This is a genomic window from Acinetobacter sp. FB, from assembly GCF_056033405.1.
Map to the genome: position 1 here is coordinate 2,582,519 of NZ_CM148502.1, position 20,578 is coordinate 2,603,096.

20 protein-coding genes, 6 tRNA genes and 1 other RNA gene are annotated in these 20,578 nt (G+C 37.7%); 13 read left to right on the plus strand and 14 right to left on the minus strand.

Annotated elements, in window-relative coordinates; genetic code table 11:
- The first annotated feature begins 314 nt into the window (after positions 1 to 314).
- Both AC0JIQ_RS12225 and AC0JIQ_RS12230 read left to right on the plus strand, forming a co-directional pair.
- On the plus strand, positions 315 to 1,940 hold the full coding sequence (locus AC0JIQ_RS12225) for an NAD+ synthase (protein WP_336937731.1): 1,626 nt from the start codon (positions 315 to 317) through the stop codon (positions 1,938 to 1,940).
- Positions 1,933 to 2,964 carry a hypothetical protein gene (locus AC0JIQ_RS12230; RefSeq protein WP_005217857.1) on the plus strand — a complete coding sequence of 344 codons (1,032 nt, stop codon included), beginning with the start codon at positions 1,933 to 1,935 and terminating at the stop codon, positions 2,962 to 2,964. Before AC0JIQ_RS12225 ends, AC0JIQ_RS12230 begins: the two co-directional genes overlap by 8 nt.
- Positions 2,965 to 3,182: 218 nt before the next feature.
- On the opposite strand, the gene AC0JIQ_RS12235 is transcribed toward AC0JIQ_RS12230, so the two are convergent.
- The 5 genes from AC0JIQ_RS12235 to coaD all read right to left on the minus strand — a co-directional run bounded on the left by AC0JIQ_RS12235 (position 3,183) and on the right by coaD (position 4,729).
- A tRNA-Met gene (locus AC0JIQ_RS12235) sits at positions 3,183 to 3,259 on the minus strand.
- Positions 3,260 to 3,453: 194 nt separating this feature from the next.
- A tRNA-Met gene (locus AC0JIQ_RS12240) sits at positions 3,454 to 3,530 on the minus strand.
- A gap of 61 nt (positions 3,531 to 3,591) precedes the next feature.
- An RNA gene (gene rnpB, locus AC0JIQ_RS12245) (RNase P RNA component class A) lies at positions 3,592 to 3,947 on the minus strand.
- Between the two features lie 26 nt (positions 3,948 to 3,973).
- Positions 3,974 to 4,237, minus strand: a complete 264-nt coding sequence (locus AC0JIQ_RS12250) for a YfhL family 4Fe-4S dicluster ferredoxin (RefSeq protein ID WP_004663486.1) — start codon at positions 4,235 to 4,237, stop codon at positions 3,974 to 3,976.
- Positions 4,238 to 4,729 carry a pantetheine-phosphate adenylyltransferase gene (gene coaD, locus AC0JIQ_RS12255; protein WP_004663488.1) on the minus strand — a complete coding sequence of 164 codons (492 nt, stop codon included), beginning with the start codon at positions 4,727 to 4,729 and terminating at the stop codon, positions 4,238 to 4,240.
- A 128-nt stretch (positions 4,730 to 4,857) separates the two neighbouring features.
- Here coaD and smpB point away from each other — a divergent pair, with 128 nt between their 5' ends.
- Positions 4,858 to 5,334 (plus strand): SsrA-binding protein SmpB, encoded by a 477-nt coding sequence (gene smpB, locus AC0JIQ_RS12260; protein ID WP_004663490.1) that lies wholly within the window; start codon positions 4,858 to 4,860, stop codon positions 5,332 to 5,334.
- 51 nt (positions 5,335 to 5,385) lie between these two features.
- Here smpB and AC0JIQ_RS12265 read toward each other — a convergent pair whose 3' ends face one another.
- From AC0JIQ_RS12265 to rluD, 8 genes are all read right to left on the minus strand, one after another.
- Positions 5,386 to 6,066 (minus strand): hypothetical protein, encoded by a 681-nt coding sequence (locus AC0JIQ_RS12265; RefSeq protein ID WP_474201821.1) that lies wholly within the window; start codon positions 6,064 to 6,066, stop codon positions 5,386 to 5,388.
- A gap of 32 nt (positions 6,067 to 6,098) precedes the next feature.
- A complete protein-coding gene (locus AC0JIQ_RS12270) occupies positions 6,099 to 6,866 on the minus strand; it encodes a PDDEXK-like family protein (RefSeq protein ID WP_474201822.1) in 768 nt (255 codons plus the stop codon).
- Positions 6,867 to 6,959: 93 nt separating this feature from the next.
- On the minus strand, positions 6,960 to 7,616 hold the full coding sequence (locus tag AC0JIQ_RS12275; RefSeq protein WP_474201823.1) for a hypothetical protein: 657 nt from the start codon (positions 7,614 to 7,616) through the stop codon (positions 6,960 to 6,962).
- Positions 7,609 to 8,433, minus strand: a complete 825-nt coding sequence (locus AC0JIQ_RS12280) for a WYL domain-containing protein (RefSeq protein WP_474201824.1) — start codon at positions 8,431 to 8,433, stop codon at positions 7,609 to 7,611. Before AC0JIQ_RS12280 ends, AC0JIQ_RS12275 begins: the two co-directional genes overlap by 8 nt.
- Positions 8,434 to 8,451: 18 nt before the next feature.
- Entirely contained in the window at positions 8,452 to 8,832 is a 381-nt protein-coding gene (locus tag AC0JIQ_RS12285; RefSeq protein ID WP_474201825.1) for a hypothetical protein, read from the minus strand.
- A 102-nt stretch (positions 8,833 to 8,934) separates the two neighbouring features.
- Positions 8,935 to 9,501 carry a flavodoxin family protein gene (locus tag AC0JIQ_RS12290; protein ID WP_346511901.1) on the minus strand — a complete coding sequence of 189 codons (567 nt, stop codon included), beginning with the start codon at positions 9,499 to 9,501 and terminating at the stop codon, positions 8,935 to 8,937.
- An 83-nt stretch (positions 9,502 to 9,584) separates the two neighbouring features.
- A complete protein-coding gene (pgeF, locus tag AC0JIQ_RS12295; protein WP_474201826.1) occupies positions 9,585 to 10,325 on the minus strand; it encodes a peptidoglycan editing factor PgeF in 741 nt (246 codons plus the stop codon).
- 87 nt (positions 10,326 to 10,412) lie between these two features.
- On the minus strand, positions 10,413 to 11,462 hold the full coding sequence (gene rluD, locus AC0JIQ_RS12300; RefSeq protein WP_004663505.1) for a 23S rRNA pseudouridine(1911/1915/1917) synthase RluD: 1,050 nt from the start codon (positions 11,460 to 11,462) through the stop codon (positions 10,413 to 10,415).
- A 71-nt stretch (positions 11,463 to 11,533) separates the two neighbouring features.
- Here rluD and AC0JIQ_RS12305 point away from each other — a divergent pair, with 71 nt between their 5' ends.
- Both AC0JIQ_RS12305 and AC0JIQ_RS12310 read left to right on the plus strand, forming a co-directional pair.
- On the plus strand, positions 11,534 to 12,613 hold the full coding sequence (locus tag AC0JIQ_RS12305; RefSeq protein ID WP_004663507.1) for an outer membrane protein assembly factor BamD: 1,080 nt from the start codon (positions 11,534 to 11,536) through the stop codon (positions 12,611 to 12,613).
- Between the two features lie 129 nt (positions 12,614 to 12,742).
- Entirely contained in the window at positions 12,743 to 14,629 is a 1,887-nt protein-coding gene (locus tag AC0JIQ_RS12310) for a DNA primase (protein ID WP_474201827.1), read from the plus strand.
- 6 nt (positions 14,630 to 14,635) lie between these two features.
- Here AC0JIQ_RS12310 and hemA read toward each other — a convergent pair whose 3' ends face one another.
- Complete coding sequence (gene hemA, locus AC0JIQ_RS12315; protein WP_004663511.1) at positions 14,636 to 15,919, minus strand: glutamyl-tRNA reductase; 1,284 nt, start codon at positions 15,917 to 15,919, stop codon at positions 14,636 to 14,638.
- Between the two features lie 79 nt (positions 15,920 to 15,998).
- Here hemA and AC0JIQ_RS12320 point away from each other — a divergent pair, with 79 nt between their 5' ends.
- The 8 genes from AC0JIQ_RS12320 to AC0JIQ_RS12355 all read left to right on the plus strand — a co-directional run bounded on the left by AC0JIQ_RS12320 (position 15,999) and on the right by AC0JIQ_RS12355 (position 20,571).
- Entirely contained in the window at positions 15,999 to 17,717 is a 1,719-nt protein-coding gene (locus AC0JIQ_RS12320; protein ID WP_004663514.1) for a tetratricopeptide repeat protein, read from the plus strand.
- A gap of 4 nt (positions 17,718 to 17,721) precedes the next feature.
- On the plus strand, positions 17,722 to 18,303 hold the full coding sequence (gene lolB, locus AC0JIQ_RS12325) for a lipoprotein insertase outer membrane protein LolB (protein WP_050041349.1): 582 nt from the start codon (positions 17,722 to 17,724) through the stop codon (positions 18,301 to 18,303).
- Positions 18,304 to 18,316: 13 nt separating this feature from the next.
- Positions 18,317 to 19,150 carry a 4-(cytidine 5'-diphospho)-2-C-methyl-D-erythritol kinase gene (ispE, locus tag AC0JIQ_RS12330; protein WP_474201828.1) on the plus strand — a complete coding sequence of 278 codons (834 nt, stop codon included), beginning with the start codon at positions 18,317 to 18,319 and terminating at the stop codon, positions 19,148 to 19,150.
- Positions 19,149 to 19,223 (plus strand) — tRNA-Gln (locus AC0JIQ_RS12335). Before ispE ends, AC0JIQ_RS12335 begins: the two co-directional genes overlap by 2 nt.
- A 29-nt stretch (positions 19,224 to 19,252) precedes the next feature.
- Positions 19,253 to 19,327, plus strand: a tRNA-Gln gene (locus AC0JIQ_RS12340).
- A gap of 18 nt (positions 19,328 to 19,345) precedes the next feature.
- Positions 19,346 to 19,420: transfer RNA gene (locus tag AC0JIQ_RS12345), tRNA-Gln, on the plus strand.
- A gap of 85 nt (positions 19,421 to 19,505) precedes the next feature.
- Positions 19,506 to 19,580: transfer RNA gene (locus AC0JIQ_RS12350), tRNA-Gln, on the plus strand.
- Positions 19,581 to 19,617: 37 nt separating this feature from the next.
- On the plus strand, positions 19,618 to 20,571 hold the full coding sequence (locus tag AC0JIQ_RS12355; protein WP_004663520.1) for a ribose-phosphate pyrophosphokinase: 954 nt from the start codon (positions 19,618 to 19,620) through the stop codon (positions 20,569 to 20,571).
- Positions 20,572 to 20,578: the final 7 nt, after the last annotated feature.

Below are 20,578 nucleotides of genomic sequence, written 5' to 3' on the forward strand. Positions count from 1 at the left end.
TAATCTGTCACCAGAGTATGAAAAGATGAAATGAAAAATTATACAAAAGCACTAAATTTTGAAATTTTTGCCCAATAGATTGATATGAATAACTTCAAATACACAGATTGATCCATAGATCTTCGTATTTTATACAGAAAAACTTGTTATTTTTACGCAGAAAAATGTGCATTTAGTATATATTAGTGAACTTGTCATTTTTCTTTAAGATGCAGAATGTTTAGCACCATGATATACAAACGTTTTTAAAACTATACTTATATAAATCAAAATCTTGTATATCAGCACTTGTTAAGACTTAGGATTAGGTTTGAATGAAAAATTTTAAAATTGCCCTTGCTCAATTTTCTCCGCATATTGGCAATATTGACGCAAATACTCAAAAGATGGTTGAGCAAGCAAATTTAGCGAAACAACAACAGGCTGATCTGATCATCTTCCCTGAACTTTCTACGCTAGGTTACCCAGCTGAAGACTTATTACTTCGCCCAAATTTACAAAAACGCACTCAAAAAGCGTTCGCTCAATTAAGCGAAGTAAAAGATATCGTCATGGTATTCGGTTTCGTACATCAAACTGAAGATGGTCACCGTTACAACTCAGCCGCCGTGATTAAAGATGGACAAGTTTTAGGAATATACAACAAACAGAACTTACCAAATTATGGCGTATTTGATGAAAAACGTTATTTCCAAGATGGTCATCAACATCTCGTTTTTGAGTATTTAGGTCATAAGTTTGGTGTACTGATTTGTGAAGATGTTTGGTCACTGAATACCGTCAAACAACTTAGCCAACTGAATGTTGAAACTGTGCTTGTCTTAAATGCTTCTCCGTATGAAGTCGGTAAACCGCAGCATCGCATCCAAACATTAAATGAACTCGCAAAACAACTGAATCTGAATATTGTTTATGTCAATCAAGTTGGTGGACAAGACGATCTTATTTTTGATGGTTCAAGTTTTGTCAGTAACAAAAATGGCGAACTTGCATTACAAGCACCGAGTTTTCAAGAATCTGTTTATGTGACTGAATATGATGCAGAGCAAAAACAGTATAAAATTGCTAATGCAATTCCAACTTTAGATACTTTTGCTGAAATCTATCAAGCATTGGTCATGGCAACACGTGACTACGTGCAACGCTCAGGTTTCCCTGGTGTGATCTTGGGCTTATCGGGTGGAATCGATTCAGCCTTGACACTTGCTATTGCTGTTGATGCGATTGGTGCTGATAAAGTACAAGCCGTGATGATGCCTTATACTTACACCTCTCAAATGAGTGTAGAAGATGCAACAGAACAAGCACGTCGCATGGGCGTAACTTTCGGTATTGCAGAGATTCACCCAATCGTGAATAGCTTCATGCAGACCCTATTCCCGTTCTTTGGCAATACGCCAGCGGATGCAACGGAAGAAAACTTACAAGCGCGTACCCGTGGTACGCTGCTTATGGGTTTATCAAATAAGTTTGGCAACCTTGTACTTTCAACCGGTAACAAGTCTGAAATTTCAGTCGGTTATTGCACACTGTATGGTGATATGGTCGGTGGCTTCTCTGTATTAAAAGATGTCTATAAAACCATCGTCTTCGAATTAGCAAAATACCGTAACACATTAAGTGAAACACCTGTGATCCCTGAGCGTGTCATTACTCGCCCACCTTCAGCAGAGCTGCGTCCTGATCAAACAGACCAAGACTCTTTACCTGCTTATGATGTACTTGATGCAATTCTGTACGCTTATATCGAAGAAGATCTTAGCCAAGCAGACATAATTGCAAAAGGCTACGAAGCTGATGTGGTTGAAAAAGTAATACGCTTAGTTGATCGTAATGAATACAAGCGTCGTCAGGGTGCAATTGGCCCACGTATTAGTTCACGTGCTTTCAGTCGCGAACGACGCTACCCTATCGTCAATGGATGGACCGCGAATGACTGAAAAAATTGTTTCTGAAAAGTCACAATTACTTGCTCAAGCACTTATGCTTGAGCAAGTGGCATTTTATAAAAATCAGCTTACTACACAGCTTTCTCCTGAGTTCTTTCAGCAGTTCATTCAGTTGTTTCTACAACATGCGCCAAATATCAAACTGAAAGAAGTGATAGAGCTTGAACAAATCCAAGCAGTTGTTAAGCGTTATGCCTTTGAAATGCAGCTTGGTGCTGGACTATTAGAGTTTATTGGTGAAATTGCTCAACGCTTGCATGTTTTTTCTTTACAGTCTTCAGCACATTTAGAAGATGTTTTTTCGGATCACCAATTTGAAATGTGGTTATCTAAATTTCTCGAATTAGAAAATATTCGACATTATTTAAACCACTTCTTGAAAGAAAGTCCTTCAATTCAGCAATTATGCCAATATATTGCAACCACAACTTTACAAAATAAATTACCAAAATTATTTTCACAATCTGACGAAGAACAAATTTCTGAAAGCAAATATCAGTGGCAGCAGAAACTAAAGACTTTTTCACATCGTCAACAGCAACGCATTGAACAGAAAATCGAAGAAAGTATTGCTCGCTTTATCCAAGAACAACTTGCCGATCTAAGCTTACTTTCAAATGATGACTTAGAAAGTCTGGCGCGTAATATTTGGGAAGATAACAAAGCTAAACCTTTATCTGAATACACCAAACAAGTCACACCTCTGGATGTTGAAGAATTCTTTGTCATGATTTATGAATACTGGAAAGAGCTACGTCAGTCTTCCTATATTCAAGATCTTATTCTATACGGAGTAAAAGTCTTTTACGATTTTTATGAAGACGAAAGCTTAGAGGATGTATTTGCTGCGATTGGGATTGAAGAATCAGATCTTCAAAATGAAGCTGTACGTTTTTATCCTAAAGTCGTTGTAGCCTTAGATGAACATGGTGTATTAGAACCTATTATCACCATGATCGTAAAACCTTTTTATGAAAGTCATCAAACTCTAGCGACAATTGAAAAGCATTTATAATTATTATTTTTCTGCCGAGATATATTGAGGCTAAATCAATATATCTCTTTAATTTTCTAATTCAATCACATTAAAGCTAATTAACTAAAGCCATCAGAAAACCTGATGGCTATTCTTTTTTATCTTAAATCTATAAATAATATTCGGTTGATGCTTGGTAGGTTGAGTAGCCAATAAAAGTACATAAAAAAAACCACGCAGGAGCGTGGTCTATAAAATGGTGGCTATGACGAGACTTGAACTTGTGACCCCCGCATTATGAGTGCGGTGCTCTAACCAACTGAGCTACATAGCCGTAAACTGTGTGCGCATTATCTAGTGTTCTATACAACAGGTCAAGTGTATGACATTGAAAACATGAAACATATGAACAGTTTTTGTGCTTTTAATTTTTATTTGATTACTTTTCAACAAATCTTCTCTCAAACAAAAACATTAATTAAAAAAGTTCAAATAAAAAAAGACCACGCAGGAGCGTGGTCTATAAAATGGTGGCTATGACGAGACTTGAACTTGTGACCCCCGCATTATGAGTGCGGTGCTCTAACCAACTGAGCTACATAGCCGAAAACTGTGGGCGCATTATCTTAACTTTCAATAGACACGTCAAGCACAATTTCAAAAAATTTGAGAAGTGGGCCTATAAGCCGGGTTCTGTCGAGGACGATCATTCCTCTAGGCGTACAATCACTCATACGCTCAAGCGACCTACCCGAATCCAGCACGGGCCGTGCCTCAGGATTCCTATTTGGTCTTGCTTCTGGTGGGGTTTACCTTGCCGTGAACTGTTACCAGACACGCGGTGCGCTCTTACCGCACCCTTTCACCCTTACCTCACGAATGAGGCGGTCTACTCTCTGCTGCACTTGCCGTCGACTTTCGCCGCCCAGGCGTTACCTGGCACCTTGCCCTATGAAGCCCGGACTTTCCTCCCCTGTTTCAGTCACGGAGACCTCCACAGCAGCGACCGTCCAGCCCACTTCGTGGCGCATATTATCAAAGTTAGAAATTAATTGCTCGCATTTTTTTGTGCAGTTAATTTTTTATATTTTGCCATCAACTCATCTTGTGACTCGACATGCTGAGGATCAAGCGGAATACAATCAACTGGACAAAATAACTGACACTGTGGCTGATCATGATGCCCAATGCACTCTGTACAAAGTGCAGGGTTAATTTCATAAATCAATTCCCCCATATAAATGGCTTCATTGGGACATACTGGCTCACAAACATCACAGTTAATGCATTCATCAGTAATATAAAGAGACATCTACCAACCTTGCTGATGTTTACGTTCAAATGCCTCAACAACAACAGCGGGCACAAACTTATTCACATCACCTTTCAATCGAGCAATTTCTCTTACCAATGTTGATGAAATAAATGAATATTGCTCTGATGGGGTTAAAAATACTGATTCGAAATGAGGATCAAGTTGGCGGTTCATATTTGCCAACTGAAATTCATATTCAAAATCTGAAATTGCTCTTAAACCACGCAGTACCGCTGTTGCACGTTGTTCACGAAAGAAATTGACCAATAAACCATCAAAACCAACAAACTCTACATTAGACAAATGGCTTAATGAAGCTTTTGCTAATTCTACACGCTCTTCTAAACTAAACACTGGATTTTTATGATGACCAATTGCAATTGCAACAACCACTTCATCAAACATTTTTGATGCTCTTGCAACCAAATCAACGTGCCCGTTGGTAATTGGATCGAAAGTCCCCGGATAAATCACACGTGTTTTAGACATGCGTTGTACTCTAGTTAATGAGATAAGGTACATATTTTAACAAATTTAGCTCTAAACGCGAAATTGCTAAACGATGGAAAAAGATTGCATTTTACGGCACAATATATGTAATTGTGGAAGTTTGAATTATGGCGCAAGCAACAGTAGTAAAAAAACATAATGGTGGCACGATTGCTCAAAATAAAAGAGCGCGTCACGATTACTTTATCGAAGAAAAATTTGAAGCAGGCATGTCCCTCCAAGGTTGGGAGGTTAAGTCTTTACGTGCAGGTCGTATGACTCTGTCCGAAAGTTATGTCATTTTTAAAAATGGTGAAGCCTTCTTATTCGGTTCGCAAATTCAGCCGTTATTATCGGCATCAACGCATGTGGTTCCTGAATCTACACGAACACGTAAGTTATTACTTTCTCGTCGCGAACTAGAAAAACTTTTAGGTGCCGTCAATCAAAAAGGCTATTCATGTGTACCTTTAGCATGTTATTGGAAAGGTCATTTGGTTAAGCTAGAAATCGCACTTGTTAAAGGTAAGCAATTACACGACAAACGTGCAACTGAAAAAGACCGTGATTGGCAAAGAGATAAAGCACGAATGTTGCATAAGTAATTTTCTAAAAAAAGAGCTTTGTATCAAACAAAGCCCTTTTTAAATAATAACTTATACAACTTCTTCTATTTCAATACGTCCAAATTTTGCAATTGCAGCTTGGACAATTTGATCAAAATATGGATGGGCTTGTTTAACTTTCTCCAATGCTTCTGTAATCGGTGTCAAAGCATCTTCTAAAGTATCGTTTTCATAATTTTTAATAACAGCTTGTTTATCTAAACTTGCAATCGGCAAATACCAATTTCCCTCTGGATTAAATTTAAAGCCAAGCTGTTCAAGTTGTGGATAATCCTGATTTATTTTAGCAACAAATTCTTTCCAGTCTTTTGCAGACATTTTATTAATATTATGTTTCCAAATTTCAAAATTAAAGACCATTCGATCAACATCATTTTCAAGAAAATCGGTTAAATAATAGTTATTCTCTTCGTCATTCGCGCCTTCATTCCACAATCGATAAAGTGCATATACATTTTTCCACTCCTGTGCACTTTGAGGATTCCTCGCTTCCCCTACTTTCCATTTAGGTGAAAAAAACCAAGTATCTGCTTCTTCGCAAAAATTATAACCAGCAATCATTTTTTCATCAAAACTCTCAACTGATTGTTTAATTACTGCATCCACAGCATTAAAAAACTTTTCACCTAACTCCCCCTCAAGTAAGTTTTTCATTTGTTCAATTAATTGAATATTCTCAATAATTAATTTTGCTGCATTAATATTGCTCATTGTTTTCTCCTAAATAAAGCAATTAAATTTATTTAAAATATTTTAATATGATCAGCAAATTGTTTTACTAACCACGCACTACGATTATTTATTTCACTCTTTTTTGTATATGTAGACAGAATTTTAGAAATTTCCATCCAAGACATGCCCTGTAGATTCTTATAAGCCTTATACTTTTCAGGTAATTTTCCATCTCTTGTTAAATAGAAAATCAACCAATCCCGATTTTTGGCTTTAGCTTGGGCAATATCAATATAACGTTGTAATTGATCTTGACCCTCAGTTGCATTAATTTTTATTTCAATAAAAAGTAAAAACTCATCTGCATCAATTTCAATATCAACCCGACTTTCCTGATTGCCTAAAGGACAACATTCCTCTGTAGTAAAATAACGTTTAGGTTGATATTTTTCTAATAGAGGCAGTTCCCTTAACAGTTGCAATAAAATTGCATTACCCTGCCCATGATCGCCTCGACAATCTAAAAACCATTTCAATACTTTACTATGACGCACTTCATCAGTTTTTAAACCTGCGGTTTGCCAAACATTCACAGCCAATCCTTGCTGTTGTGCTGTAAGAATTGGAGCCTGTACTTCATTTGACTGGTATTGAGCAAAGAAACGAGCTAGTTGCTTATCATTGATAAAAAACTTTCGCCAATCCTTAAAAAATTGCTCTAGTTTTTCTTCAAAAGAAAGTGGTTGCTGTACCTTTTCCTGTTGTTGCTGTTGTATTCTTTTCCAATCATTAAAGAAGTTTGCTAATTGAATAGAAAACTTTGCTACAGCCAACTCCATATTTTTACCTCCCCATCACTTTTATTCAGCTATTTCGATTTCAGTCACTAAAAGCCTACCATTTTCAGTTGATTAATTTATACATTCACTGATTTAACCTGCGATAGCATACAAAACAAAGATTTCTTCTAGAAAAATATCACCACAATCTTTAACTTCGTACAGAATATCACCCCAATGTCTATCAACTAATTTTTCCCCAACAATGCTCATTACTTCATTCATCTTTTCAAACTTTAAAGACTTTAAATTCATATGAATAATAAATGAAGTATTATATTGAAAATGATCAAATTCCATTTCATCCAAAATTTTCGTACTAAAAGTAATATAATCAATTTTTAAATACTGACCTTGTTTAAAACATAATATTTTCTTTACATCCTGTATATCTATACTGTAATCTCGGTCAAATATAAATGAGATCAGACTAATAAATATTTCTTCAATCGAAATCTGATGTGATTCATTTTCCGTATATCTATGAACAATAGCATTATATAAATGAGCATTTAAGGGCATCATAATTTTTTCTGAAATAATAAAGATCAAAAAATTAAAATGATCCGCATTAATTTTTTCTAAAAAACCCTGATTTTCCGTCACAATAATTGTAACTGTATCTTTAGACAGAGTTGGCAATACATCAATCAATGAAGTGGTAACACGTAAATTTCTATAATAAAATCTGGTATGATCTAAACAGATCATCTTATCGGCATCAGTATAGATAGAAATATCTTCACTCATGATCTAGCTCAACTGAATTCTGAGCTATACCCTCGATTTCAGCATTCGATTCATCATCAAAAAATGAATCAACATCACTTTCTTCTTTTTCATCAACTCGATATTCTGCTAAATCATCATAGTCCACGTCATAATAATTTCGTGCAGCCAAGACATGTACTTTAACTTTTTCAAATAACTCTTGTGGTTCAATCACTTGTATGGAATGTGATTTTTCAACTAACCAATTTAAAACACTGGTTGTAATAATACTTTTTGCCTCAAGGATAAAATAATCTTCATTCTGATCAATAATATGCTGATATTCATCAATTGGATAAGACTCTAATTCGTCTCTTAAATAATTTTCACAACGGAGCTTGATTGAAAGATTTTCTCTTTCAAAATGAGCATCTTCATATTCTTTTTCTTCAACCAAACAGTCCAAGTCATATGAATCAATATCTATACTAATAGATTGTGGTATTAAAGTAACTTGATCAAATCTTTGCATATTAAACGTACGCAACTCATTTTTTTGATCTATAATTTTACTTGCCATCAAATACTGTTTATCCCCATATTGAATAATTCCATGTGGTTTCAATGTATAAATATTTTGTTTCTTTTCTCCCTCTTTACGATATAAACACTTTATCCACTGTTCATTATCCAATAATGCAGTATAAATATTTTTAACTTGATCTGTAATATAATATTCTATATTCATATTATGATAGCCTGTAGGTACAAAGCGAATCCTTTCCTGCCAATCTTGCAATAAAGTATTTTGTTCTAATTGCTTAGTGGCAGACTCAAAAAAACCTACAACATTCATATAAACCTGTTCAGGTAGTTATTGATGTAAATAATTACTCGCCATCACTAAAACCAAAGCCAATTCAGTATTCATTTTTTCAATTGCTGCATCTTCACTAAGATAATATTCGTTAGGCTGATTACCTTTTTTTGAAATACAATGTACCGTTCCCGTTACTAAAATCTTTTTAAGTTTATCCAAATCACGTTTAATTGCTTTACGGATAGATTGCTCATCAATTTCATTATTATACCAAGACTGTAGTTCTGTCTTTAACTGATCCATCGGACAAGCTGCTTGTGGTGAACGTGGTAAATGATGATAAAGATTTAATATTCTGTTGACTTGATTTATATCAGCATCTAAGCGATATTTATGATGGTTTTTAATAAAACCTTTTGCTTTTGTTGTTTTCATATTCCAATCCAACCTTAACTGTAATTAAGATCAGAATATCATCCTTGTCAGACATATAATGTCTGACAGAAAATTTTTATTATTTACCCTAAGATATTGATTTTAATTATTTTTAACCTTCAGTTCAGCCAAATATTTGCCAAACTTGCGTGCAGTTTCTAAATCCCCTTCGGGCGGTGTAACTTCAACGCTAGCATTATCGGACTGCGTCATTAAACCCAGAAAGCTCGACATCCGATTAATATCCAATGGGCTTCTTCCTGTTGGCATAAATGGCAAACCAGCCCATAACATGCCATGTTGCATCGCAAATAAATTAATTTGCTGTAATACGGCGAGCTTATCGCCACTCAGTCCACCACCATTGGTAAAACCCGCAGCCAATTTCCCCTGCCATGTACGTGCCAACCAGCGTTTAGAAGAATCCTCCATGAACTGTTTCAATGCTGATGTAAGACTCCCCATATAGGTTGGACACCCCATCACGATTACATCTGCTTGATCTAATAAATCCCATTGCGGTGCAGCCACAGAAAGTAGATGCACTTCGGCTCCCGCTTGTTCAGCGCCTTGTGCGATATATTGTGCAACCTTAGCTGTGTGCCCATAAGGACTATGGTAAATCACACAAACTTTGATTTGGGGAGTAATTTGCTCAATAACAGACATGGAAAATTTAAAAACCAATGAATTAAATCAAGTTTAACATTTTTGAATGTCACAAGGTGAATCAACAATACTCCAAATATGATTTATTGCATAAATACAAAGGTCGCCATCCGCCCCGTTTTTGCATCACGTCGATAAGAAAAGTAATCTTGGTCTTGTTGATACGAGCATTGATCACCACCCAATACTGTTTCTAAACCTAAACTGTTTAAAATAAATCGGGCAATTGCATACAAATCAGCCTGATATTTACCTTCAATTTGACCTGAAATAAAAGCAACAGCTAATTCAGGATATTTCTCACAGAAAATGGCTTTTACTTCAGTCCCGACTTCAAAGCAAGGTTGGCTGATCGCAGCGCCTAACCACGCCCAAGTTGGCTGAGATTTCATTTCAGTCACGGTATTTTCGATAATTCCATTAGCCAAACCACGCCAACCTGCGTGCAGATTAGCGACTTCTGTACCTTCGTTATTACCCAAAACAATAGGCAAACAATCAGCAGTCATCATCATTAAGGCATGACCTGCGCGCTGTGTGACTAAGCCATCACCTTCAAGTGCAATAAATGGAATTTGCTCGTTAATCGTATGACAAATGCTGCTATGCGTTTGTGTCATCCACGTGATTTTATCTACACCAAATGCAGACAACTCATTCAATAATAGCATTCGATGTTGCTGAACACGTTGTGCATCATCATTCACATGCAAAGCCAGATTAAATCCTGATAGATTTTCATTCTGAGTTACAATCGTTTGAGGATGCTGAATACCTGTTTGCCCAACATATATTCCTTTGGGCAAACCTTGTACAAATTCCATAAAAATCCGTCCTTTTACCAGAATATATCCCTTAGCTTTTGAACGGGAGAAGCCGAACACATCCCCCTTTATTTAAAGAAAACTTTTTTAATACGCTTCATTCTCTTGGCGAAGTACTTCAACCAATTGAGTGAAATCCTCTGGCCATGGCGCTTCAAACATCATTTCTTCACCAGTACGCGGATGCACTAAACCTAATTTTGCTGCATGTAAAGCTTGGCGTTTAAAACTGCGTAACATGTCAATTAAGACTTCTGATGCACCAGCAGGGAAACGTACACGATTGACATAAACAGGATCACCTACCAAACCATGTCCAAGATAACTAAAATGCACACGAATTTGATGAGTACGCCCTGTTTCAAGTTGAGCCTGAATACGAGTAAAGTCGCGGAAACGCTCTTTCACATTGTAATGCGTTACTGCATCACGTCCGCCCGGTAAGATCGCCATTTTGACACGATCGACTGGGTGACGTTTAATTGGCTCATCAATCGTACCACCCGCAATAATATTTCCATATGCAACTAAATCATAAACACGATAAACTGTTTTTTTCGCAAGTTGTTTACTGAGAGAAAATTGGGCTTCCAATGTTTTTGCAACAACCAATAAACCGCTGGTGTCTTTATCAATACGATGTACTAAACCTGCACGTGAAAGCTCAGCTAGTTTCGGTGCATGATAAAGCAAGGCATTGACTAAAGTACCTGTAGGATTGCCAGCACCTGGATGAACCACCATGCCAACTTCTTTATTAATCACAATAATATCATCGTCTTCATAGACAATATTGAGGGGAATGTTTTCAGGTTGACTCGAGGTTTGGGCTTCTAACTCAACATTCAGCGTAAGCAACTCATTGCCTTCACAACGATATTTAGGTTTTACAATGTTACCATTTACCAACAGATGCCCGTCTTTCATCCATTGCTTGAGCTTTTCACGAGAGAACTCGCTCCAAACCAATGCAGCAACCTGATCAATACGCTGACCTAGATACTCTTCATCGAGTTGAATTTGCAACGATAAACGTGTTGCAGTTGCATCAGAATTATGATTATCTGCATCGACAGAATCTTCAAGTAAGAAATCTGTCTCAGAAAGGTTTGAATTGGAAGATTGTGTTGAAGTCATTTTGATGATCGATACAAAAATGGTTTAATAGCACCATTGTAGCTTATTGTCCCAAAAGCAGAGGAATTTTTATGTCGCTACCCCATTATAAAATTACCATATTGGCTTTATCTTTAGGCGTAGCGTCTGTATTTGTTGGTTGTAGCAGTAATCCAAGCAAAAAAGAAGTGGTTGATAAAGGCCCACAGTCAAGTGAACAAGTCTATTTTGAAAAAGCACAGAAATCACTTGAACGTAATCAATATACTGATGCTGTTAAATCACTTGAAGCGATAGATACGTATTATCCAACTGGACAATACACTCAACAAGCACAACTTGAACTCCTCTACGCCAAATTTAAACAAAAAGATTATGAAGGTACGATTGCACTGGCAGATCGATTCATTCGTTTAAATCCACAACATCCAAATGTTGATTACGCCTACTATGTTCGAGGTGTAGCCAATATGGAAATGAATTACGACAGTTTGATTCGTTATACTTCATTACAACAATCACATCGTGATGTGAGCTACGTTAAAGTTGCTTATCAAAACTTTGTAGATTTGATTCGTCGTTTCCCAAGTAGTCAATATTCGGTAGATGCTGCACAGCGTATGAAATTTATCGGTCAAGAATTGGCTGAAAGCGAAATGAATGCGGCACGTTTCAATATTCAACGTAAAGCATGGTTAGCTGCTGCTGAACGCGCACAATGGGTCATTGAACACTACCCTCAAACACCACAAACACCTGAAGCACTTGCAACATTAGCTTATAGCTACCAAAAATTAGGCGATCAAGCGACGTCTCAACAATATATTGATCTATTAAAACTGAACTATCCAAATTTAGTTAAGGCAAATGGTGAAGTAAATCTTCGTGCTGCTCGTAAAGAAGGTAGTTGGGTCAATCGTGCCACTTTAGGCTTGCTTGGTCGTGAATCTAAAACGGTACAAGTAAAAGAACAAACCAATGGTGAAACTGAGCAACGCAGCTTAACAAATCGTTTGAGCCTTGGTTTATTAGATAAACCGACAACTGAAGAAATTGATTCTGCTCCTATTGAAGAACCAACTGATAAACCAAGTTGGATGAACCGTTTAAGCTTCGGGCTATTAGATAAGCCTGAGACCAAAGAAACTTCGGGGGCTGATGCTGCAAATTAATTTGCACTCATCAAAACCACAAAACAGGCAAGTCTACCCTTGCCTGTTTTTCATTTTATGCAACAATGAATTCTGACACACTGACTTCAACGAAGATGTTATCTCTCAGTCCCAAATGGTTAAATGTACATGGCAATTCCACAACATACGATTGATCAAATCTTAGATCGAACTGATATCGTCGATTTAATCGGTCAACGTGTGAAGTTAAAAAAGACTGGGCGTACTTACTCAGGCTGTTGTCCATTCCATCAGGAAAAATCTCCATCATTCCATGTGTATAGAGATAAGCAGTATTACCATTGCTTTGGGTGTCAAGCCAATGGGAATGCGATTCGCTTCCTCATGGACATTGATAGTCGTAACTTTGTCGATGTGATGAAAGACTTGTCTAATCAGACAGGCATCGAATTACCGAAAGATAATCACGACAATAAAAAACTTTCTTATAAACGTAGTCCTCAACAAATTGCAGCGGCTCAACCAACAAACACGCCAGTCGCTGAAAATCCAGCACCTATTTCTGTAGCAGACGAATTTATAGATGGGCATTTTGTCGATATAGATCGTGTTATGGATGATCCTTTTGCTCAATTTGATCCATCCTTCTATATGGATGAACAAGTTCAAGAAGGTAATCTCTATGACTTATTGGAAAATGTTGCTCAGTTTTATGAACGTCAACTGCCATCGAGTCAAAAAGCACAAAATTATTTCAAACAGCGTGGCTTATCGGCACAAACGATTCAATTTTGGCGTTTGGGTTATGCACCAGAGGATTGGCAACATTTAGAAAAAGCCTTCCCACAAGATATTGAAGGTTTGAAACAGTTGGGTTTGATTCGTTCTAGTGATAGCGGTCGAGATTTTGATTTATTACGTGAGCGGGTAATTTTTCCGATCCGTGATCATAAAGGTCGCGTGGTTGGTTTTGGTGGTCGTGCGCTCAATGATGAAATTAAACCTAAATATATTAACTCACCAGACTCAGAGGTATTCCACAAAAATCAATTGCTTTATGGTTTATATGAGGGTCGTAAACTCAAAGCCAACGATTGGTTAATGGTCGAAGGCTATATGGACGTGATTGCATTGCAGCAATATGGTATCAATGGTGCTGTCGCAACACTGGGAACAGCCAGTAATGCGGATCATTTAACCACCCTATTTAAACAAAATTCTCGTATTACCATTGCCTTTGATGGGGATGCTGCTGGACAAAAAGCAGCACGACGTACCTTAGAAATTGCGCTACCCTTACTCAATGATGGTCGTGAATTAAAATTCTTTGTGCTTCCAAATGAACATGATCCAGACTCATTGATTCGTCGCGAAGGCTTAGAAAACTTCCAAAAATTATTACAACAGGCACCGCTTTTATCTGACTTTGTGTTTGCTCATTTAACAGGACAGCATGACGTTAGCACGCCTGAAGGTAAAAGTTTAGTCATGGGAGAACTACGTGAATTAACAGAGTTATTACCTAAACATGGCTCATTCCGTTATCTGCTGAGTCAATCTTTCCGTGAGAAACTCGGTCTAGGCAAACGCTTTACCCCTCAAATCAGCCACGATGCCTCTTTATCTTTTAATATTCAAACCAAAGATGAAGATTTTGCAATCGCAATTTTAATGCATCACCCATTTCTCTATATTCATTTTGAAGAATTACTGGCAGTGATTGACCAAACTGAGCTGCTGGCTAAAGTTTTAGCAGTGCTCAATATTGTATTTGATGATTTACCTGATGATCAGGAATTAGCAACCTATTATGTACTCGGTGCATGTAGTCGTTATAGTCATGAGATTGCCGATGTTATGCAGAGAACCAATATTGAGTCATTAACTCAAGCACCTGAGATTGCTGATAAATTGGCTAAGGACTTTTCATTAAATCTACAAGAAAAATATTTAAAATTAAAACTGAGATCACCTATCTCACTCATTGAATCACGCAATTTACGTCAACAATTAAATGAATTAACAAAACAGATTAGCTTGAAGTTATTGTCCTAAGCTAAGTTACTGTCTCGGTTTACGCTCATGCTCAAACACATCCTGTAGATGTTGCTGTAACCATTCAAAATAATCTGGATTTTCAGCTTTAGCAGCTTCTCTTAATAAAATAGAAGTTGGGTGCATAAGTTTCTGTGATAGGCGATGAGCAAACTCCTGCATCACCTGTTCTGCTGCATGACCATGTTGCAGTAACTCTAATGCATGTGCCAATTCTTTTTGGCTGACTTCTTCACTGTGCTGACGATAAGCTTGAATAGTGCTACTCGCCTCTTTCACTTTTTGTTGGGTCATCAATTGAGTAGCCAATTGATTCACCATAATTTCAGCCTCAACAGCCGCCTGACGACGTTGCGCTAAATTTTCATCAATCACACTTTGTAAATCATCTACGCCATATAAATATACGTTATCTAATGATTCGACTTTCGGATCAATATCACGTGGAACAGCCAAATCGACCATCAACATTTGCTGATAGCGACGTTTTTTAAGTGCGGCTTTAACATCTGAATATTGAATAACTTGATGTAAGCTCCCTGTACAGCTCGAGACAACATCTGCTCTATATAAATTCTGGGCAAGTTCAGCAAAAGGAATAATTTCAACCTCAACTTGATGAGCAATTTCTTGTGCCAGTAAATCAGCACGCTCACGGCTACGGTTACAAATTAGAATTTTTGCCACACCCATTTCCGCTAAATGCTTAGCAACCAAACTATTCATTTCACCTGCGGCAACTACCATAACCGTTAACTTTTCAGGGCGGCTAAATACTTGCAATGCTAACTGAGCAACTGCATAACCCATTGAAACAGCATGGCTACCTACAGAGGTTTCTGAACGAACACGTTTCGCTGCATAAAAAGCGTATTCAAAAACACTATTAAGTTCCGGCGACACAGTTTGTGCATCTTTAGATAAAGCCAAAGCACTTTTGACTTGCCCTAAAATTTGTGGCTCACCCAACATCAAAGAGTCTAAACCACTTGCAACACGCATTAAATGTGTAACAGCTTGGGCATTTTCGTAACGATAAACATGATGAATTAACTGTTTTACATCAATATTATTTACTTGGGCTAACCAAGTCAGAACACTATCAGCATCTTCAGTCATGGCATAAACTTCAGTGCGATTACAAGTTGATACAACAACTAAATCATTCAAAGGTGAATGTTTATTTTGTTCAAGCAATAGCGCAGCTAATCGCTCTGCATTGAAAGCGATTTGTTCACGAAGTTCAACAGAAGCTGTTTGATGGTTGACACCCAATGCAAAGAAAGACATATCAGATCATCATTTCGCTAAATTTATGTTATTGTGCAACATCGGTGTCATAAAAAGCATTACTTTGGATCAATAAAAATTGCGTCAGCTATATCGCCGTACCCTTTTTAGCGGCAAGACGATTCGACGGTATTCTACCACAATCTTGTTGTTAGGTAGCATGAGCTCGTATGTCTCTGCGCAAGCAATACACGACATGTATGCAGATAAAAGCTTTGACAACGCATTACAACAAAGTATGGTTGCTGAATTTTCTCTTGCTTATGATGATATTGCAACTGCATTACACAATTATACAGTGCTGGCAATTCGAAGTAATTCAACCACAATCAAACAGCGTGCTTTAGATGTCGCCTTAGAATATAACGATTTTCAATCTGCATTAGATATTGCAACACATTGGGTAGAACAAGAACCCAAAGATGTTCCTGCTTTGTTTTACTTATCACATATTGCCCTGAAAACCCATGAATATGAATTGGCAGCTAAAACATTAGATAAGATATTAAATATTGACCCAACTGCTGATCTCGAACAAATTTTGGCAGGGATTGCACCCGAGCAAGCACAAGATCGTGAAATTTTATTAAATGCCTTACGTACCAGTAAAGAACGTGAAAACCCATCTATCTTAGCTTTAATCGCTGGATTAGAAGCGCAAGATGGCTTATATGAGCAAGCATTAAATAATATCAATAAGGCCTTACGTAAACGTTCAAAATCGACCAGTTTCATTCTGATGAAAGCCAATTTATTAATGGCTTTACGCGACGATGCTGAAACACAAAAATGGTTTGCACAAGCCAGTCGAAAAAATAAAACCAATATTGATATACGATTAGCTGAAGCTCGCTATTACATTCAAATCAATCAACAACAGCAAGCATTAGATAAGCTTGAAAGTATTATCAAAGATTATCCAAAAACTGAAGAAGCTTTATTTATTGCCGGCTTAACCAGTATTGATTTAAAACAATACGAAAAAGCTGAACAATATTTAGTTGAATTGCGTTCTTCAGCAAAATATCAGAATGAAGCTTATTACTATCTTGCAATCAATGCACAGCGCAAACAACATTATGAAACTGCCAAAGCCTATTATCGGCTCGTGGATGGCAGCTTATATATTGTGTCTCGACGCAATATGGTCACTATTTTCGAAAAGCAAGGGCAATTGAATGATGCTTTACGCTTTCTTACACAAGAGCGGGTGAATTATCCACAACATGCAAGTTTTCTCTATCAAGCTCAAGCTGATATTTTAAAAAAGATGGATAATAAAAAAGCAGCTTTGGTATTGCTAGATGAAGCGATTAAGAGCTTACCCGATGACCCCGAACTAATCTATGCAGAAGTATTATTACTGGATCCTTATACCGATCGGGATAAATTAGATAAAACTTTGAAGCAACTTTTAATTATTGAACCCAATAGCCCGACCTATTTAAACGCTTATGCGTATACCTTAGCATTGCAAAATCGTCGTCTAAAAGAAGCACGTAAATATGCAGAACTAGCGCTCAACTTTGCACCTGAACAAGCCTCTATTCTTGATACATTAGGCTATATCGCTTTTCTACAGAATGATTTTGATACCGCAGCCAAAGTCTTGGGACAAGCCTATTCAATTAGCCAAAATATCAATATTGGGGTTCGCTATGCTAAAGCGCTGTATATGCAAGGCGCACTCACACAATTTAGTGAGGTGTTACAGCAATTGAAACAAAAACATGCAAATGCCCCACAATTACAACAACTTGATAGCTTAATCTTACCTATCACTGTAAAAAAGAGTTAAATACATGCGCTTGTTTTCAAAATTATGTGTCGCGATATGTAGCAGTAGCGTTCTAGTATTAACAGGCTGCCAACATCTAAGCCAACCAAATAAGATAATTGCTTCACCACAAGTGCAAGATGAAAATAACTTTAGCTTACAGGGTAAAATAGGTGTACGTACACCACAACAGTCTGGCAGTGCTTTTTTTACATGGGTTCAACAACAAGATCAATTTGATATTGAACTGACTGGAATTTTAGGTGTCGGTAAAACCCAAATTGAAGGAAAATCAGGTCAAGTCACTTTAAATAGTGCCAAAACAGGTCTGATTACGGCAGCTACACCTGAAGAATTACTGGAAAAAGCGACAGGTTGGCAGGCACCGATTATGCACCTTGCCTACTGGATACAAGCGAAGCCTGCAACGCAAAATGCTCAAGCGAGCAAAGACGAACAAAATCGCTTGAAACAGCTCATTGAAGATGGCTGGACTGTTGATTTCAGCTATAACGATAAGCAAATCCTTCCAAATAAACTTTTGTTGAAGCAAGCACTTGCTGACGATAAAGAAAACCGTATTACAATGGTGATTCAAAACCGATAGCTTAGATTCTTTTATGATTAGAGTACCTTCCCCTGCTAAATTGAATTTATTTCTGCACATCACTGGTCGTCGAGACAATGGTTATCATGAATTACAAACTATTTTTCAACTGATTGATTTATATGATTGGATGACTTTTAAGCCAATTGCGGATGCAATGATTCAAATTGAAGGCTTAAACGAGGTTGCTCTTGAACAAAACTTAATCTATCGTGCAGCACAATTACTCAAACCTCATGCAAATGAACCATGTGGGTTAAATATTCAAATCGAGAAAAATATTCCTATGGGTGCTGGTCTTGGCGGCGGTTCATCTAATGCTGCCACCACACTCATTGTACTGAATCAACTGTGGCAATGCGGTTTAAATGAACAGCAATTAGCTGATTATGGTGTGCAACTGGGTGCAGATGTGCCTATCTTTATTTTTGGTCGAAATGCATGGGCAGAAGGCATAGGTGAACATTTATCATTCATAGACTTAGCTCAAAAACAATTCATAATTTTAAAACCTGACTGTTTTATCAGCACTCAAGCGCTTTTTTCACAAAAAACATTGACAAGAGATTCTAAGATCACTACATTTTGCGCCTATCAGTTAGAACCTTTTAATTTTGGAAATAACTTTGAACCTTTGGCTCGACAGTTATATCCTGAAGTAGAAGAAGCAATGCAATATTTAGATCAGTTTGGTCTAGCAAAGCTTACAGGTACAGGTGCTTGTGTTTTTATTGAAGTAACCAGTGAAATGGATATAAAGAAAATTTTGCAAAACGCGCCTTGTAAATCTTACTTGGTAAACAGTCTAGCAGAATCGCCTTTAAGAAATTTTTCAGTTACATGTTAGGGGCGTCGCCAAGTGGTAAGGCACCGGGTTTTGATCTCGGCATCCGTTGGTTCGAATCCAGCCGCCCCTGCCAATTTTCATCTGTAGATATATGTAATATTTAGGGGCGTCGCCAAGTGGTAAGGCACCGGGTTTTGATCTCGGCATCCGTTGGTTCGAATCCAGCCGCCCCTGCCATTACATATTATCAACTTTAGGGGCGTCGCCAAGTGGTAAGGCACCGGGTTTTGATCTCGGCATCCGTTGGTTCGAATCCAGCCGCCCCTGCCATATCTTTAGACAGACTTGTTTTATATCGATACTTGCTCAATTATATTGACATTATCATACAAAACGATTAAAGTTCTGCCGCATTAGGGGCGTCGCCAAGTGGTAAGGCACCGGGTTTTGATCTCGGCATCCGTTGGTTCGAATCCAGCCGCCCCTGCCATCCAAATTCATTATAAGCCAACCGCCAAGGGTGCTTCATGCCCAATCTTGTCGTTTTTAGTGGAAGTGCTCATCCACATTTCGCCCAAAAAGTCGTAAGCCATTTACACATCCCTCTCGGTGCTGCTTCTGTAAGCAAGTTTTCTGATGGTGAAATTTCAGTTGAAATTACTGAAAATGTTCGTGGTAAAGATGTTTTTATCGTTCAATCTACTTGTGCGCCAACCAACGATAACCTGATGGAAATCTTGGTCATGGCTGATGCTTTGCGTCGTGCAAGTGCTGGTCGTATCACTGCAGTCATTCCGTATTTCGGTTATGCACGTCAAGATCGTCGTCCACGTTCTGCTCGTGTTCCAATTACTGCAAAAGTTGTTGCAGACATGCTGACAACTGTAGGTATTGACCGTGTGGTAATGATCGACTTACACGCAGACCAAATTCAAGGTTTCTTCGATATCCCAGTTGATAACATCTATGGTACGCCAGCGTTGTTAGCTGATTTACGTCAACAACAACATGACAACTTAATGGTTGTATCTCCTGACGTAGGTGGTGTTGTTCGTGCACGTGCTGTTGCAAAACAGTTAGGTGATATCGATTTAGCTATCATTGATAAACGTCGCCAAAAAGCAAATGAGTCACAAGTGATGCATTTGATTGGTGATGTAAAAGATCGTGACTGTGTCATTGTTGATGATATGGTCGATACAGCAGGTACGCTTTGCAAAGCTGCGGATGCACTGAAACAATTTGGTGCTCGTCGAGTGATTGCTTATGCGACTCACCCTGTTTTATCAGGCAAAGCGATTGATAACCTTCGTAACTCTGTTATTGATGAACTCGTTGTTACTGACACGATTCCTCTTTCAGATGAAGCAGCAAACTTAGGTAAAATTCGCCAAGTTTCTGTTGCAAGCATGGTTGCTGAAACAATTCGTCGTATCAATAACGAAGAATCTATTAGCGCTATGTTCGATAGTTATCTATAATAGCCCA